Raw genomic sequence first — 15,163 nt, 5'->3', positions numbered from 1 at the left:
CTAGAGAACGAACAGTATCACTGCCCTGAAATTACTGTGTTTAGGAACGCTAATTAAATAACTTACAATTTTAATTGTTATTGTGGGATGGGCGTCCCGCCCGTCCTTTTTGGCCGGGCGGGACGCCCATCCCACAAACTTGTGAAAGTTATTTAATTCTCATTCCTAACAGGAACGAGAAATATAGTCAGCAACCGGGTTTCAGATCGTCAAGAGTGCGTCCAGGACTTTACTGGCTTTTATCTGCCTTTAATCGGGGTTCCCTGAAACCCCTATTCTACGGTTTGTAATCAAAAACTGTCCGAACTGTTGCAGGACTTACGCACAGCCTCAATATATAGTGTTTTGTACGGGAAAACCCACGCCCGGTTGCCCGATATAGTGTTTTGTAGGGGCAAACCCCCCGTGGTTGCCCGATATAGTGTTTTGTAGGGGCAAACCCCCCGTGGTTGCCCCAATACCTGGAATGATGGCGTAAGTCCTATGTTGGTACAAAAACAAATTTAAAATCTCAAATAGTCAGAATATCCCTAGAAAAGGCGGTTGCTAACTAACACTTGTGGTAAAGTAGTTTCGGCTGTTAAACTAAAATCTATGACCGCAAATTCCGAGTTAGCACAGCAGTATTTGTCAGCGGGCGATAGCCTTCAGAAATCAGGAAAGCTTGAGGAGGCGATCGCTCAATATCAAAAATTACTAGCCATTCAAGCGGATAGTCCGATCGCACTCAACAAGATAGCAGAAATTTATTATACGCAACAGAAATATGTAGAGGCGATAGCCTCCTGTTACCAAGCACTTCGCCAGCAATCCAATTTCGCAGTCGCCTACAAAACTATAGGGAATATCCTGCAAGCCCAAGGCAAAATAGACGCGGCAATTCGCGCCTACTCCAAGGCGATCGAATTCGATCCTAATTTTGTCGAAGCCTATGTTAACTTGGGCAGTATGTTTTACAAACAAGGCCAGCTTGATGACGCCATAACTTACTATCAAAAATCTATCGTTATTCAACCAGATTTAGCCGTCGCTTATTGGAATTTAGGCAAAAGTTTGGAAGAGCAAGGTCGAATCAATGAAGGTTTATTTTATCAAAAAAAAGCTCTAAATTTACAGCCGGAGTTAGAAGCAAGAAGCAATTCAGTAGAAAATAACACTTACTGAAGAGTAATGTTATAGTCGGAATAATTCAATCATTCACGATGCAAGCTGGATCGACATGGAAATTAACCCGAATCCGCTGGAATTGCTAACGGCTAAAGTACGAGAAACTGTTGCAGATATCCAAAACTTAGGCAACCAAATTGATGCAAAATTTGATGAAAGTGCAACTGTATTAACGGCGTGGGTACAATCAGCGCCAAGTTCAATGGTTAGTGCCGGGGCGATCGCCACTCAAGAAGCTTTTAAAATAGCACATAACATCCGTTTTGAGAACCTACCAAGAAATCTGCAATCCAAATTTGCTAGGGCTGGGGTGCGTGACGGAATGCGAGATATTCAAGAAGCAGCAAAAGTATTTGAATCAATACCCGCCCAAATTCGTGCCCAAGGCCCAGAAGCAATTCGCAACTTCTGTCAAGATAAAGATTGGAGTCACATCCAAGCACACGTCAATGGAGGCCCAAGCGAAGCTGCTAACGGGATTTTTGAATATTTTTGGGTGAATCGTGCTCGCGGTGGTACAGACATGACTGCTGCCGAATTAGCAGTCGCTAAGCAAGTTTTAGCGGATGCAGCGTTTAAAGCAGCAGTTGCGGAAATCGTTGGGGCTGCAATGAAAGGGGCGATCGCCGCAGCAGTAATTGAGTTAATATTTTCTATCTTAGAAAACTCGCTATTGTGCGTTGAAGGCAAAATTACCCAGTCAGAGTTAGTCGAACAAGTCGCCACCGCCACCGCCAAAGCTGGCATTGCTGGCGGTGTTATTACTGGCATTCTGTTAACACTGTGCATGATATTTCCCCCCATTGCTGCGCTTTTAGGTGCCGCCGCGATGCCCTTAGCAGTTGCAGGTATTGGTTTTATGGGAATTCGCGCTTGGGAAATCTTTTGTCACGGCGATCGACTATTTGGTATTACGGAACAAACACAAAAATTTCTGGGGATGACTGAACAGTTGACAGTTGACAGTTGACAGTTGACAGTTGACTGTTATGATACCCGAATCAAACCGTTTATGAAGCGCGGATTGAAGGCTCTATTCATGATAGTTATTTATGTCCGCGCTTTGGGGTGGCGGTTGCTTGTAGCATCATTTTCAAATGATATCAATTCCGGTTATATCGGAATATTAAACCACAGAGGGCACAGAGGACACAGAGAAAGAGAAGAGAGAGGGATAATGATTCCGATGTCAACGGATTTGATATGATTGGGAAATATAAATAGTATGGATTCAGTAGAAAAAACTCAAGATCAGCAGCATCCGCAATACAAGCGCGATCGAGCCAGTGTCAATACTTTATTAGCAGGAGAAGCAACCGACTACAATTTATCGGAATTAGCAAGATTAATAATTCGCTACCGAGGCTTTCCCGGCGCTAGAGATATTCAATCAGACTTAAAAAAAGTCCTGCAAAAATGGAATCATACCGAAGAAACTCTTTATGAACAAACCCGTAAAATTCACACTAAAGGTGAAGTTTACAGGAAACAAAAAAGCGATCAAGAAGATTGGCTTTAATCTCAAATCTGCAACTTCCAGAAAGAGCCTGGAAGTTGCAGTCAACAGTCAACAGTCAACTGTCAACTGTTAACTATTTTCAAACCATCTCTGGCGAAACTTGCATTGCCGGCTGCGGCTGGAACTGGAACAGCGAATAAACCACATTGCGGCGGATATCCGTCATCATGTCCAAAAACAGCTCGTAACCTTCAGTTTTGTACTCGATTAACGGGTCTTTCTGCCCGTAACCGCGCAGCCCTACAGACTCGCGCAAAGCATCCATTTGTTGCAAGTGTTCCCGCCACAAAGTATCAATTTGCTGCAAAATAAAGAACCGTTCCGCATCTCGCATCAATTCAGCTCGGATTGCATTAACTTCCGCTTCTTTCATGTCGTAAGCGTTGCGGACTTGTTCGTGCAAGAAAGTTTTAATTTCCTCAACGGACAAATCTTCTAGCTGATCCGGTGTCATGTCAGCCAGCAGATAAACAAATTCCTTCACCTTGCTAACAAGTTTGTCGAGTTCCCATTCTTCCGAAGGTAAATCGGGATTGATGTATGCTCCCACGATGTCGTCCATCGTCTGTTCGGCATACCTAATTACCTGTTCTTTGGAGTCCAAACCTTCCAATACTCGGCGACGTTCGGCATAGATTGCTCGACGCTGATTGTTCATCACTTCGTCGTATTCAAATACCTGCTTGCGGATATCGTAATAGTAGGTTTCGACTTTTTTCTGAGCGCCTTCGAGGGAACGAGTCAGCATTCCAGATTCGATCGGCATATCTTCCTCAACACCGAAAGCCTTCATCAAACCGGCAACCCGTTCGCCGCCGAAAATCCTGAGCAAATTGTCTTCCAAACTCAAGAAAAACCGCGTTGAACCCGGGTCTCCTTGGCGTCCCGCCCGACCGCGCAACTGATTGTCGATCCGGCGCGATTCGTGGCGTTCGGTACCGATGACGTGCAAGCCTCCCAACTGCACGACTTCATCGTGTTCGGTGCTGGTAAAAGCATCGTATTCGCTGCGAGTTAAATTGTAAGCTTCCCGCAATTTTTGAATTACCGGGTCTTTTGTCGGCGCTTTTTCCGAAGCTATAGCCACGATATCATCGGCTTGCAATTCCGTGAGCGATCGCGCGCCGTACTCCTTCACCGCCAATTCCACCGCCGCCACGAGCATTTGTTCGGCATTTTTCGATAGCTGCGTCGGGAAAATCTGCGCCGAAGCTTTCCAAGACTTTACCTTTTTCTTAGTCGGATCAAAACCTTGAGGTGCGGGGCGGCCACCCATACCAGGCACTTGCACCAGTGAAAACCCGTCGTCATCTTCGGGTTGCACGATCCGGGGCATAAAATACTCCCGCAACTTCAGGCGCGCCATGTACTCAGAATTACCGCCCAAAATAATATCAGTACCGCGTCCCGCCATGTTTGTGGCGATCGTCACAGCACCCTTGCGTCCGGCTTGAGCGATAATTTCAGATTCCCGCTCCACATTTTCCGGTTTAGCATTAAGCAAATTGTGAGGAATTTTCCTCTCCAGCAGCAGCCGCGACAGCAACTCCGACTTTTCTACGCTTGTCGTGCCCACCAGCACCGGCCGACCCACCTCGTGCATTTCCGCGCATTCTTGGGAGATAGCATTCCACTTCCCAGCCTCCGCCTTGTAAACCATATCCGAAAGGTCTGTGCGGCTGGTAATCCGGTTAGTGGGAATCAGCGTCACTTCCAGTTTGTAAATCTTCTCAAACTCGGTCTCTTCAGTCTTCGCCGTCCCAGTCATCCCCGACAGCTTCGGATAAAGCAAAAAGAAATTCTGATAAGTAATCGTCGCCAGCGTCTGAGTTTCCGGCTGAATTTCCGCCCGTTCCTTGGCTTCGATCGCCTGGTGCAAACCGTCACTCCAGCGCCGTCCCGGCATCACCCGGCCGGTAAACTCATCCACAATCACGACTTCGCGATCGGGAGTGACGATGTAGTTAATATCCTTAATAAACAATTCCTTGGCCTTAATCGCATTAAAAATGTAATGCGCCCAAGGGTCAGCCGGGTCGTACAAATCCGTAACGCCCAACAACCGCTCAGCTTCACCAAACCCTTCATCGGTCAATAGCACATTCCGAGCCTTTTCGTCAACCTCGTAATGTTCTTCATTTTCCTTTCTCAGAGCCGCAGCTACCTCAGCCGCCCGTATATACTTCTCACTGGGGCGTTCCACCTGGCCGGAAATAATTAAAGGCGTCCGTGCTTCATCAATCAGCACCGAGTCAACCTCGTCAATCACGCAGAAATTAAAAGGACGCTGCACTACATCTTCCATGACAGTAGCCATGTTGTCGCGCAAATAATCAAAGCCGACTTCGCTGTTCGTGGCGTAGGTAATATCGCAGCTATAATTTTTCTTTCGTTCCACCTGATCCATGCCCTGCTGAATCAGTCCCACAGTCAATCCCAGGAAGCGGTGCACTTGTCCCATCCATTCCGCGTCCCGTCTTGCGAGATAATCGTTGACGGTGATGATGTGTACGCCTTTACCGTTGAGGGCGTTGAGGTAAGCCGGCAGCGTCGCCACGAGAGTTTTGCCTTCACCGGTTTTCATTTCGGCAATTTGGCCTTTGTGCAGGATAATGCCGCCGAGGAGTTGGACATCAAAGTGGCGCATTCCTAAAACCCGTTGTCCCGCTTCCCGCACCACTGCAAAAGCCTCGGGCAAGATTTCGTCTAGGATCTCTTTCTCTTCGTTGAGAGATTTAGCTTTTGCCAGACGTTCTTTAAACTCCGCTGTTTTGCCTCTGAGGCCGTCGTCTGAGAGTGCGCGGAAGTCTTCTTCCAAAATATTGATATCAGCTACCCAAGGCTGAAATTTTCTCAGTTTGCGCGCGTTGGGATCGCCTAGCAGATTTTTAAACATGGCAGGAGAGGCAGATTTTTAATAATTTAGCTATTAGCTTTCAGGGTTAGGGGCTGTAGTGTTAGCCACAACATATACCCTCCCCGATTGTAGCAACCATTGACCCTCCTCGGCCGTGGCTGCGGTCGATCGCTCGATTTTGGATTTTGGATTTTGGATTTTAGATTGAAGTTGGTGAAGGTGGGTAGCGATCGCCACTCAGGTATCGGCGCTTATTGACAATTGCAGAGCATAACAGGCAAGATGCCTGTTCCACAATAGATTAATGTGTTTGTTGGATTAATTTCAGCAACAGGCAAGATGCCTGTTCCACAAGAAATCAATGTTTTTGTTGGATTAATTTTAGCAACAGGCAAGATGCCTGTTCCACAAGAGATTAATGTTTTTGTGGGGAGTAGGGGTTGGGCCGAAGAGCCCGCCCCGACGATCGCCCTTATTGAAAATGCTCTCACATCTCAGGCCAGATTAATCCTAGTTTTAAACTGGCCTGGGCACTTCGTAAGTCAAAAAGTCGTAAGCCATTTTCGTATTCGGAAAAATAGCCTGCGCTTCCTTGAGCAAATCATCCAGGACGATCGCATTTCCGGGAGCGTAACGCGGGCTAAAATGCGTCATAATTAGCTGTTTCGCCCCAGCGATCGAAGCAACTTGAGCCGCCATTGTCGAAGTTGAATGGAGGCGATCGAAGGCCATTTGAGCATCTTGATGGGCAAAAGTAGCTTCATGCACCAACAAATCAGCATCCTTCGCTAATTCCACGGCCCCGTCACAAAAAACCGTGTCAGTACAATAAACAAACTTGCGCCCGATTTGATCCGGGCCGCAAAAATCAGTACCTTTAAACTGTCTCCCGTCCTCTAACTTTACCGTCTTTCCTTGTTTTAATTGACCGTAAAGCGGCCCCCAAGGAATACCCACAGCCTTGGCTTTTTCTACATCAAAATGTCCCGGACGATCTTTCTCAGTTACTCGATAACCAAAAGCAGTAACTCGGTGCTTCAAAGGGCCGCAGCTAACAATATATTCGTCATCTTCATAGATGACTCCCTCGTGAATTTTGTGTACCTTAACTGGGTAAGAAAAATGAGTTTGAGAATAGCGAACGCCAGCTTGCAAATATTCTTCAAGTCCCGGAGGCCCGTAAAGATCGATGCGCTTGACATTCCCCGCCAAACCGCAGCTAGCCAGCAAACCCATTAAGCCGAAAATATGGTCGCCGTGCAGGTGAGTGATGAAAATGCGGCTCAGTTGGCTGACTTTGAGATCGCTGCGGAGAAACTGGTGCTGAGTTCCTTCGCCACAGTCAAACAGCCAGAGTTCCGCTCGCTGGGGCAACCGGAGGGCGATGCTGGAAACGTTGCGCGATCGCGTGGGTACGCCGGAGCTAGTTCCGAGAAATGTAATCTGCAAGAGTCAAATCACCTCAATTAAGTCTTAAAAAATATGTTACATATATCCAGAGTGCGGCTGATCCGACATACAGGAAATAGTCGCAGCCAGGAACCGGGATAAATCGCTGTTCCTGCGAACATCTAGTTGCTAAAATCATTTTCGACAAGCGCACAGAGTGCCAAACCCAATTCTAACGTTTTCTTTCTTCCGTTCCCCTTCCTTTTTCCCTTGCCTTCCCTTCCCTTAAAAATTCTTAAACTCATACAGCACAGGAGGAAAATTTTCAAATGCAGTCAGGAGTATTTTTGGGTTCCGTTTTTTCGACATTAAAAAAACGCTACTTTTGGATTTCGCTGTTGTTTTGGCTGGCAATGGTAGCCCCAGCACAGGCCGCGCTGATCTTGCGAGTGGCGGTACAAGACGGGGCAAGTCAGATAAAAGTCGGCAGTTCTACAAAGGCGGCAATCCGGGACGGTAGCGGGCGCAATTTGGGCGAACTGTCGGCAAATAGTTCTCAGTCGGCTCAACTTCGATCGGGAACAGTGGCGATCGGTCGCTGGGCCGCCAACCAAGTTTGGATCGAGCCGACGGGGAACGGTTATGTCTGGATTGGCGATCGTTGGTATCGGGGACGCACGCTTCTAGTTCCCCAAAAAGGAGGCTTGACTGCCATCAACTACGTCGATATCGAACAATATCTCTACAGCGTTCTCGGCGCCGAGATGAGTGGCAATTGGCCTCAAGAGGCTTTGAAAGCCCAAGCAGTCGCCGCCCGTTCCTACGCTATCCACCAGCGCCTCAAAAGCGAAACCGACCTTTACGACGTGGACAGCACTCAGTATTCCCAAGTTTACAAAGGACTGCAAACAGAATCTTCTGGCACTTATTCCGCAGTCGATGCAACCGCCGGTCAAGTTCTGGCCTACAACGGTCAGATTATTTTAGCCGCTTTCCACTCTGCCTCTGGGGGACATACTGAAAATGTCGAGGATGTTTGGACGGAACCTCTGCCTTACCTGCGTGCTGTTCCTGACTTCGACCAAGGGGCCCCGGTTTACCAATGGAAAGAAAATTTTTCCCGGGCTCAAATCAGCAATAGGATTTCTGGCGTGGGTAATGTGATCTCGATGAAGCCAGAACGCACTACCGCTCACGGCAGCGTTTTGAAGATGAAAGTAGTTGGAGATGGCGGTTCTAGGGTCATGACTGGCGCAGATTTACGCCGGGTTCTAAATTTGAGGAGTACCCGCTTTACTGTGATTCCTCAGTACGCGGGCGGTGGGAACCCAAGGAACAGTGGCCAAGCTCCTACCGGTTTTCAAGTTGCTGGCAAAGGTTTCGGCCATGCTGTAGGAATGAGTCAGTGGGGGGCCTACAATTTGGCCAGGCAGGGATACGGCTACCAGCAGATTTTGCTGCACTATTACCGAGGTGCTACTTTGGCTAGAATTGCAGTCCAGTAACTGCTGGGAATGGGGAAGGAAGAAGTTCGGCAACGGATTCGCTCGACGGATGTAACGGATATAACGGATGTCAGGGGGAAGGAAGAAGGAAGAAGGAAGAAGGAAGAAGGGAAAAACAGCTATTCCTGTATCCGTGACTTCCGTGTCCTGAATACAGGGAATTGGGAATTGGGAACTTGTACAGCCCTTCGACTACGCTCAGGAACCGCGTAGTCGCAGGCCAGGAACCGCGTAGCCGAAGTATTGGAAATTGGGAATTGGCAGTTGGCAATTGGCAATGACTAATGATTGATGACTAATGACTAATGACTAATGACTAATGACTAATGACTAATGACTAATGATTGATGACTAATGACTAATGACTAATAACTAATGACTAATGACTAATGACTAACTACATTAAGGATTGCTATGCAAAAGTGGGAGTATTTATTTGTGGATGCGAATATGTATCCTTTTGGAAACAAGCTGATTAGTTTATATGTAAACGGTGAAGAACAGCGAGATTGGAAACAAGGCTCGCTGCATCTATTTGTCAATCATTTGGGGGAGGAGGGATGGGAACTTGTGGCTCTGGATCACGACTCGAAGTATGACCAAAATTGTTTGATTTTTAAACGCCCTAAGCTTATTTAATAAAAGTCGGAGTATAAAAAACTATGGCATTAGTAAAGATTGACACTTTTCACCATTCTTAGCAACGGGCTAGAAGCCCGTTCCACACACAACAAAGATATTTTATTGTGGAACAGGCATCCTGTCTATCCTTGAAAAAGGTGCAAGATTTTAGTACAACCTAACTTACCAACAAACAACTGTTTTTTTCATTAGTATTACAAGTTGTCCGAGCGATCGAGCCTGCGCTGCCATTCGGCATCTATTTTGGCTGACTGTTCTAGTTCTTGTTGGGTTAATTCTGTTTCTGTTGTATAAGCTAAGTCTTCTCCAGTCAGAACGTTTTCTGCTGCAAATTTTCGGGCGTAGGCCAGTTTTTTGAGCAAGCTGTCATCAGGTTCGTTTAATAACATTGCTCGCTGCTGACGCTCTTGATTGCGGGCTTCTATCCGGCTATTTTTCCACTGAATCCAGAAGTAGCGAATTAAAGGAATTGCGAGAAATCCGACGCCGTAAATTAGGAGCATGGGATAAACAGCGCTGACGAAACCGATAAATTCACCTACGAGCGCACTATTAGTTAATAGATTCCCCAAAACTAACGCACCGACAAGATTGACGGCTCCTAACCCTGCTGCGAGCATGATTTGGCCGGAACTGGCGTTGCTGAAACGCCACAGCATTTCTCGCAAATAAGCTGCTACTGGTTCAGAATTTCTCTCGGTGGCTGTGGTTTGCAATTGCGGAAAATGGTAGACTATTTGCCCTTCGGGACTGACTTCGGGGCGGCCGTCAAAACGGGCGAGAGCCGGTAGCATATATTCTTCGTATTCTCGGGTGTATCCTTGTCCGAGATTGTCTAGATATGGAGCAATTTGTTCGGCGGCGACGGCGCCTCGGTTGTTGCGAATTGCGGCGGCAATATCGCTCCACTTGCGCTCTTCTAGATTGTGATTGGGATTGCCGTCTCCAAAGAGAAAGGAGAAAACTGCTTCCAGAAAACTCATCTCGGGTTTTTGGCCAGTTAAGCGCGATCGCTGCTGGTAGTATGGTTGGTCATGGTTCCAGTAAAATATCCAGACTAAATCGTTCCAGAAGTAGGGAAAAAAGGAAAAGCTGCCGCCTCTGCCGCCCCCGCCGCCACCGTCTCCTCCTCCCCCGTTATTGCTGTCGCTGCTGGAGAGTAAACTGGAGATTAAAATAGTGATAGCAACAAAAATTAAGAGGATGGAAGCTACCAGCACTATGCCAAAAGATATCCGAATCAGGTAAAATAAAACCCGCCAGATTTTTTGCCACCATTCCTGCAACTGCAAGCGCAAGAATTTGTTTCGCAAAATATCTCGAAAGTTCTTGGGAAATAGGTAGGCAATGTCGCCGGATTCTGCTACTTGCAGGTTGCCACCTGCTTCGGAGGCGAGGGTTAACAGTTCTCGCTGGGCAAAATTGACATCTAATCCAGCTTTTGCCGCCACGTCTCCAACCGTAACGCGGTAGCCAAGTTGTTCGACGGCTTGCATAATGGTGGGATTCGGAGCCATAGGTTTCTCTCTGTGAAAATTACCCGGTTATTTTTATTATATATTGCGGGAATTCGAGCTGGTTTTGGCGATCGGCTTGCTGATTTTTTTTGAGGCTGCCCTTGACTTTGGGGCAAAATATTGCTAGTGTTTTGCCGAATAACTTTTAAGTATGGGCTGAAGTCGAATAGCTTAATAAAACTTTGTGATTGACTTTCTCCTCGGCATTTGCTTTTGCTTGTTTGCTCTGAGAGTCAACGAGGAGGGATTATGGGTACAGTTAGTAAGGTACGGTGTGCGATCGCCCGTTGGCGGAGCCCTCGAACCGGATCGCCTCTGCACCCTCCTGCAGAACTTTTCCCTTCGGCGCGGGTTTTTGTAAGTTTTGTGTAGAGTGCCAGAGATATGTTAAAGAAATCTAGTTTTTTTGCAAGTCTTGCAAGACTTCTATAAAATAGATAGAGCTTGCGCGGGTGTTAAACCCAAGGGCGTGTTTTAAGGTTCGCAGGTGCGATCGACTAAACTTTTTAGCGCCCTCAACACAACGGCCCACTACAACAGTGGCGCAATTATTAATAGCAAAACTTTACAGGCTAATTTTTCTGATTAGCCACTAACCAAAGAATCGCATATGCCAAGAACTCAACGCAACGATAACTTTATTGACAAAAGTTTCACGGTAATGGCTGATATCATCCTCAAGATTATGCCAGCCAAAAAGCAGGCGAAGGAAGCTTTTGCTTATTACCGGGATGGTATGTCAGCTCAAGCAGATGGCGAATACGCTGAAGCCCTGGACAATTATCATGAAGCGCTGAAGCTGGAGGAAGATCCTTACGATCGCAGTTATGTCTTGTACAATATGGGGCTGATCCATACTAGCAACGGCGAACACGATAAAGCTTTGGAATATTACAGCGAGGCTTTGGATCTCAATCCGAGAATGCCACAAGCACTGAATAATATTGCTGTAATTTACCACTATCAAGGGGAAAAGGAAAAGGAAGCTGGCAATATTGAAGGGGCGGAAGGGCTGTTTGATAAAGCTGCGGATTATTGGAAAGAGGCTATTCGCTTGGCCCCAAACAATTACATTGAGGTACAAAATTGGCTGAAGACGACAGGCCGATCGCAAATTGATGTGTATTTTTAACTAGGATGGGCATGGGGCACGGGGCATGGGGCATAGTTAGTAGTTAATAGTTGGTAGTTAAGCTGTCGCGCATTTAAACTGTATATTCAGGGCGGGCGGGACGCCCAACCCCTACTCCCCACAAGACTTTAAATTTTTGTGACATACAATTTAAAGGCAGAACAGCTTAGTCGTTTCTCTAATAGCAAATAACCAATTCCCTATGTCCAATGCCCAATGCCCAATGCCCAATGCCCATTTCCCAATTCCCCATTCCCGATTTTTATGATTGACAGAGAAGAAGTTCGGAAAGTAGCGAATTTAGCGAGATTGGAATTAACGCCGGAAGAAGAAGAGCAGTTTACTGGTCAACTTAACGGTATTTTGGATTATTTCGAGCAGTTGAGTGAACTAGATACGAGTAAGGTGCAGCCGACAACGCGGGCGATCGATGTTAGTAATGTAATGCGATCGGACGATTTGCAACCTTTTGCTAAGGGAGAAAGTATTTTGGAGGGAGCTCCCGATCGCGATGGGGAGTTTTTTAAAGTGCCTAAGATTATGTAGGGTTCCTGCTACGTACATAACTGAGGAAAATCTATGCAGGGGCGGGCTAGCAATGCCTACCCCAAAAGCAGATTAAATTAACTGTCTAACAGGTAATAAGTAAGCCCGGTAGAAGCCACCCCACAAGTCGATTAAACTGATAGAAGTCTAAAACAATCTCACTCATAGGGATAAATCTGTAAAGTTAATTCTTGGGGTGACAAATAGTCATGTACGTATTAATTGGTGGAGCAGGAATGATGGGGCTGGGTTTAGCCCAGCAGCTATTAACACTCGGTCATACGGTTGCAATCCTCGATGCCGACCCGCTTGCTTGTCGCTTTGCTCGTGAAAAAATCGGAGTGATGGCATTTGAAGGCAGTGCGGTGAGCACAACGGTTCTTCTGGAAGCGGGAATTAAACAAGCAAACGCAGTCGTTGCAGCACTCAGCGATGATGCACTGAATTTAGCGCTGATCACCCTATCGAGGAGCTATGGCATTTCCCATATTGTGGTGCGAATGCGCGATCGCGAATTCATGGAAGCCTATCGACTTGCCGGAGCAAGTCACATCATCAGCACTATTGATTTGGCAGTTGCATCAATGGCGAATGCGATTGAATATCCCCAAATCGAGTCGATGATGCACTTTGAACACGGGCAAGTCGAGGTACTAAAGCTGCCAGTTCCAGGCGATTGCAAGGTGGCAGGTAGCACCGTTGCTCAAATTGCTCAAGACCCCCGTTTTCCAACAGGTTCGCTGATTATTGGTTATCAATGCCATGCCTGCGCCAATCTGGAGATTCCGAACGGCAATACTGTTCTTGAAGCAGGCTCTACCATCTTGGTCGTCACCCGTCCAGAGCTAGTTCACCAGATGATTGATTACCTCGGCATTCGCGCTAGTCATCTGCCAACGTTAGAAGTTTCTCATCCAAATCTTTGATGTAAGGATGAACCAGATCCTCTGGGACAATTCGCTTGCGGAGGGCATCGCTAACTGCTCCTTTTTCTGCTAGAAGCAATCGCCGTCGAATCGTATCTAGCCCGCTGCGATCGCCCTGTACTTGCCCGGCCCGATGTTTATTGTAGAGATCGCGCAGCACTCGCTCAGAGTGTGCTACTCGTGCTTGATATGATGCCCATAACTCTTCGTAAACTGCCTTCGGCAACACACCAGATTTCAGCAAACTATCTAGCTCATCTTGAGCCGCTTTGGAAGCAATCAACTGAATCTGTAACTGCCCAGCTTCCTGCATTACATCAGAAACACGGCTAATTTGTAACCGTTTTACTAGCCAGGGTAAACTTAATCCCTGTCCTACCAGGGAGAATAAAACTGCACCGAAAACCAGGGCAATGATGTTATCTCGTCCTGTCAATGCCAGAGGAATACTAAGCGCCAGCGCCATCGAGAGTGAGCCTTTGATGTTTCCCAGAAACAGAACGTGCTGCCAGCGCAGGGGAATCGGACGATCGAACCACCGCAGCGCCGCTAACAACAGATATACCGAGAGAATCCGTCCCAGTTGATACGCCAAAATAACGAACAGAATGGATGGCAAAATTCTCCACAGCGTCAGCGGGTTAATCTCAATGCCGATCAGCAGAAAAATAAATGTATTGACCCCAAAACCAGCGTACTCCCAGAAGCTGAGTAGCGTAATTCGATCCGAGGCTGACGTACTGCGAGAAAGCCCTAGATTGCCAAAAATAAGTCCGGCGATAACCACAGCCACCGCACCGGATACCCCCAAAAATTGCCCGATTTGGAATGTTCCTAACGCCAGCGCAACTGTCAGCAAGAGACTACTCAACGGGTCATTTAATCGAACAAATATCGGCAGACTCAAGTAACCTAAGATGACACCCACGAGTCCTCCACCCAAGGCAACCACGAGCAGTTCCTTAAGTCCTCCCAGGACAGTAAGAGAACCTGTAGCATAAACGACTAGAATCAAATTGAATGAAACCAGGGCAGCCGCATCATTGAACAGAGTTTCTCCCTCAACAATGGTGGACAATCGAGAAGGCACACGGATCTCTTTAAAAACCGCGATCATTGAGACTGTATCAGTGTTTGCCAGAATTACTCCGATCAGCAACGCCGGAATCCAGTCTAGCCCTAGCCCAAATTTAACCAGAATAGCGATAATTGCTGAGGAAAAGATCGAGCCTGGGCCCGCCAGCAGGGCGATCGGCTTAAAGGTGCTGCGGAGACGGCTGATATCCGTATTGATAGCTGCTTCAAAAATAAGAATGGGTAGGAAAAGATTTAATACTAAAGAGGGGTCTAAACCAATTCGACGCGACAATACCTCCGTAATTGGCAAGCCTGCTAACACTAAGCCCGTTACATAGGGAATTCGCAACCGTTGGGTTACGAGTGCAACAAAAGTTGCAATCAGCAGCAGAACGATCAAGATGATGACCAATTCAGGAATGGTTCCTGCCGTTTGGCTATTTGTAGCAGGATCGCTGCCCAAGGGAGGTGCTTGCGCTACAATCGACTCGATCGCCGATACTCCTGTCATAAAATCGTTTTCCTCAAAGAAATTGACAGATTAACTACGGTTTTAGTCTACACGAGATGGTTCACTCTGCTGTAGAGGTAACTGCAATGTATGTCGTGTATTTTGATGAATGCCGATCGAGCTGAAACAGGATTTCTGGGTTGGTTGGGCGATCGGATCGTTTTTAGAGTGCAATTTTTTTGGTATATCTGGATGATTTCCAAATCCTTACAGGATGCTAATTGCTCTTAATTGTGATGGTTTTTAATTTTTTTTTACAGTCTCTTCTGAAGTGTTGCCGACCCGATGGCGGTTGCCGCTAAGGATCGCGAATTAAATAACTTACAATTTTAATTGTTATTGTGGGATGGGCGTCCCGCCCGTCCAAAAAGGACG

General features: G+C 46.9%; 13 protein-coding genes. 9 read left to right on the top strand and 4 right to left on the bottom strand.

What is annotated here, in order from left to right:
• The first annotated feature begins 594 nt into the window (after positions 1-594).
• The 3 genes from QUB16_RS30625 to QUB16_RS30615 all read left to right on the top strand — a co-directional run bounded on the left by QUB16_RS30625 (position 595) and on the right by QUB16_RS30615 (position 2,686).
• Positions 595-1,164: a tetratricopeptide repeat protein gene (locus tag QUB16_RS30625; RefSeq protein WP_333321961.1), complete on the top strand. Its 570-nt coding sequence runs from the start codon at positions 595-597 to the stop codon at positions 1,162-1,164.
• 55 nt (positions 1,165-1,219) lie between these two features.
• Positions 1,220-2,137 (top strand): hypothetical protein, encoded by a 918-nt coding sequence (locus QUB16_RS30620; RefSeq protein WP_333321960.1) that lies wholly within the window; start codon positions 1,220-1,222, stop codon positions 2,135-2,137.
• Positions 2,138-2,392: 255 nt separating this feature from the next.
• Positions 2,393-2,686, top strand: coding sequence for a DUF3288 family protein (locus QUB16_RS30615; RefSeq protein WP_190739603.1), 294 nt, complete (start codon positions 2,393-2,395; stop codon positions 2,684-2,686).
• A 79-nt stretch (positions 2,687-2,765) separates the two neighbouring features.
• Here the strand turns inward: QUB16_RS30615 and secA are convergent, their stop codons facing one another.
• Together secA and QUB16_RS30605 are read right to left on the bottom strand one after the other, a co-directional pair.
• Positions 2,766-5,582: a preprotein translocase subunit SecA gene (gene secA, locus QUB16_RS30610; RefSeq protein ID WP_333321959.1), complete on the bottom strand. Its 2,817-nt coding sequence runs from the start codon at positions 5,580-5,582 to the stop codon at positions 2,766-2,768.
• A 477-nt stretch (positions 5,583-6,059) separates the two neighbouring features.
• Positions 6,060-6,992 (bottom strand): ribonuclease Z, encoded by a 933-nt coding sequence (locus QUB16_RS30605; RefSeq protein WP_333321957.1) that lies wholly within the window; start codon positions 6,990-6,992, stop codon positions 6,060-6,062.
• Positions 6,993-7,261: 269 nt separating this feature from the next.
• Here QUB16_RS30605 and QUB16_RS30600 point away from each other — a divergent pair, with 269 nt between their 5' ends.
• The gene (locus QUB16_RS30600; RefSeq protein ID WP_333321956.1) at positions 7,262-8,437 is read left to right on the top strand and encodes a SpoIID/LytB domain-containing protein; all 1,176 of its coding nucleotides are present in this window, start codon (positions 7,262-7,264) and stop codon (positions 8,435-8,437) included.
• 414 nt (positions 8,438-8,851) lie between these two features.
• On the top strand, positions 8,852-9,076 hold the full coding sequence (locus QUB16_RS30595) for a hypothetical protein (protein ID WP_015174403.1): 225 nt from the start codon (positions 8,852-8,854) through the stop codon (positions 9,074-9,076).
• Between the two features lie 197 nt (positions 9,077-9,273).
• Here the strand turns inward: QUB16_RS30595 and QUB16_RS30590 are convergent, their stop codons facing one another.
• Complete coding sequence (locus tag QUB16_RS30590; protein ID WP_333321955.1) at positions 9,274-10,596, bottom strand: hypothetical protein; 1,323 nt, start codon at positions 10,594-10,596, stop codon at positions 9,274-9,276.
• 610 nt (positions 10,597-11,206) lie between these two features.
• On the opposite strand from QUB16_RS30590, the gene QUB16_RS30585 reads away from it, so the two are divergent.
• From QUB16_RS30585 to QUB16_RS30575, 3 genes are all read left to right on the top strand, one after another.
• On the top strand, positions 11,207-11,728 hold the full coding sequence (locus QUB16_RS30585; protein ID WP_333039118.1) for a photosystem I assembly protein Ycf3: 522 nt from the start codon (positions 11,207-11,209) through the stop codon (positions 11,726-11,728).
• A gap of 264 nt (positions 11,729-11,992) precedes the next feature.
• The gene (gene gatC / locus QUB16_RS30580; protein WP_006635952.1) at positions 11,993-12,274 is read left to right on the top strand and encodes an Asp-tRNA(Asn)/Glu-tRNA(Gln) amidotransferase subunit GatC; all 282 of its coding nucleotides are present in this window, start codon (positions 11,993-11,995) and stop codon (positions 12,272-12,274) included.
• 209 nt (positions 12,275-12,483) lie between these two features.
• On the top strand, positions 12,484-13,200 hold the full coding sequence (locus QUB16_RS30575; protein WP_333321953.1) for a TrkA family potassium uptake protein: 717 nt from the start codon (positions 12,484-12,486) through the stop codon (positions 13,198-13,200).
• Here QUB16_RS30575 and QUB16_RS30570 read toward each other — a convergent pair.
• Positions 13,157-14,788 (bottom strand): sodium:proton antiporter, encoded by a 1,632-nt coding sequence (locus tag QUB16_RS30570; protein ID WP_333321952.1) that lies wholly within the window; start codon positions 14,786-14,788, stop codon positions 13,157-13,159. The two genes, QUB16_RS30575 and QUB16_RS30570, sit on opposite strands and share 44 nt — an antisense overlap.
• A gap of 90 nt (positions 14,789-14,878) precedes the next feature.
• On the opposite strand from QUB16_RS30570, the gene QUB16_RS30565 reads away from it, so the two are divergent.
• Entirely contained in the window at positions 14,879-15,019 is a 141-nt protein-coding gene (locus QUB16_RS30565) for a hypothetical protein (protein ID WP_333321951.1), read from the top strand.
• The last annotated feature ends 144 nt before the right edge of the window (positions 15,020-15,163 follow it).

Source organism: Microcoleus sp. D3_18a_C4, from assembly GCF_036702415.1.
Taxonomy (GTDB): Bacteria; Cyanobacteriota; Cyanobacteriia; order Cyanobacteriales; family Microcoleaceae; genus Microcoleus.
This window is presented reverse-complemented; position numbering and strand designations above follow the sequence as displayed.

Coding starts and splice junctions, on each gene's coding strand:
- QUB16_RS30625 (WP_333321961.1), top strand. CDS start 595: ATGACCGCAAATTCCGAGTTAGCACAGCAGTATTTGTCAGCGGGCGAT.
- QUB16_RS30620 (WP_333321960.1), top strand. CDS start 1,220: ATGGAAATTAACCCGAATCCGCTGGAATTGCTAACGGCTAAAGTACGA.
- QUB16_RS30615 (WP_190739603.1), top strand. CDS start 2,393: ATGGATTCAGTAGAAAAAACTCAAGATCAGCAGCATCCGCAATACAAG.
- secA (WP_333321959.1), bottom strand. CDS start 5,582: ATGTTTAAAAATCTGCTAGGCGATCCCAACGCGCGCAAACTGAGAAAA.
- QUB16_RS30600 (WP_333321956.1), top strand. CDS start 7,262: ATGCAGTCAGGAGTATTTTTGGGTTCCGTTTTTTCGACATTAAAAAAA.
- QUB16_RS30595 (WP_015174403.1), top strand. CDS start 8,852: ATGCAAAAGTGGGAGTATTTATTTGTGGATGCGAATATGTATCCTTTT.
- QUB16_RS30590 (WP_333321955.1), bottom strand. CDS start 10,596: ATGGCTCCGAATCCCACCATTATGCAAGCCGTCGAACAACTTGGCTAC.
- QUB16_RS30585 (WP_333039118.1), top strand. CDS start 11,207: ATGCCAAGAACTCAACGCAACGATAACTTTATTGACAAAAGTTTCACG.
- gatC (WP_006635952.1), top strand. CDS start 11,993: ATGATTGACAGAGAAGAAGTTCGGAAAGTAGCGAATTTAGCGAGATTG.
- QUB16_RS30575 (WP_333321953.1), top strand. CDS start 12,484: ATGTACGTATTAATTGGTGGAGCAGGAATGATGGGGCTGGGTTTAGCC.
- QUB16_RS30570 (WP_333321952.1), bottom strand. CDS start 14,788: ATGACAGGAGTATCGGCGATCGAGTCGATTGTAGCGCAAGCACCTCCC.
- QUB16_RS30565 (WP_333321951.1), top strand. CDS start 14,879: ATGTCGTGTATTTTGATGAATGCCGATCGAGCTGAAACAGGATTTCTG.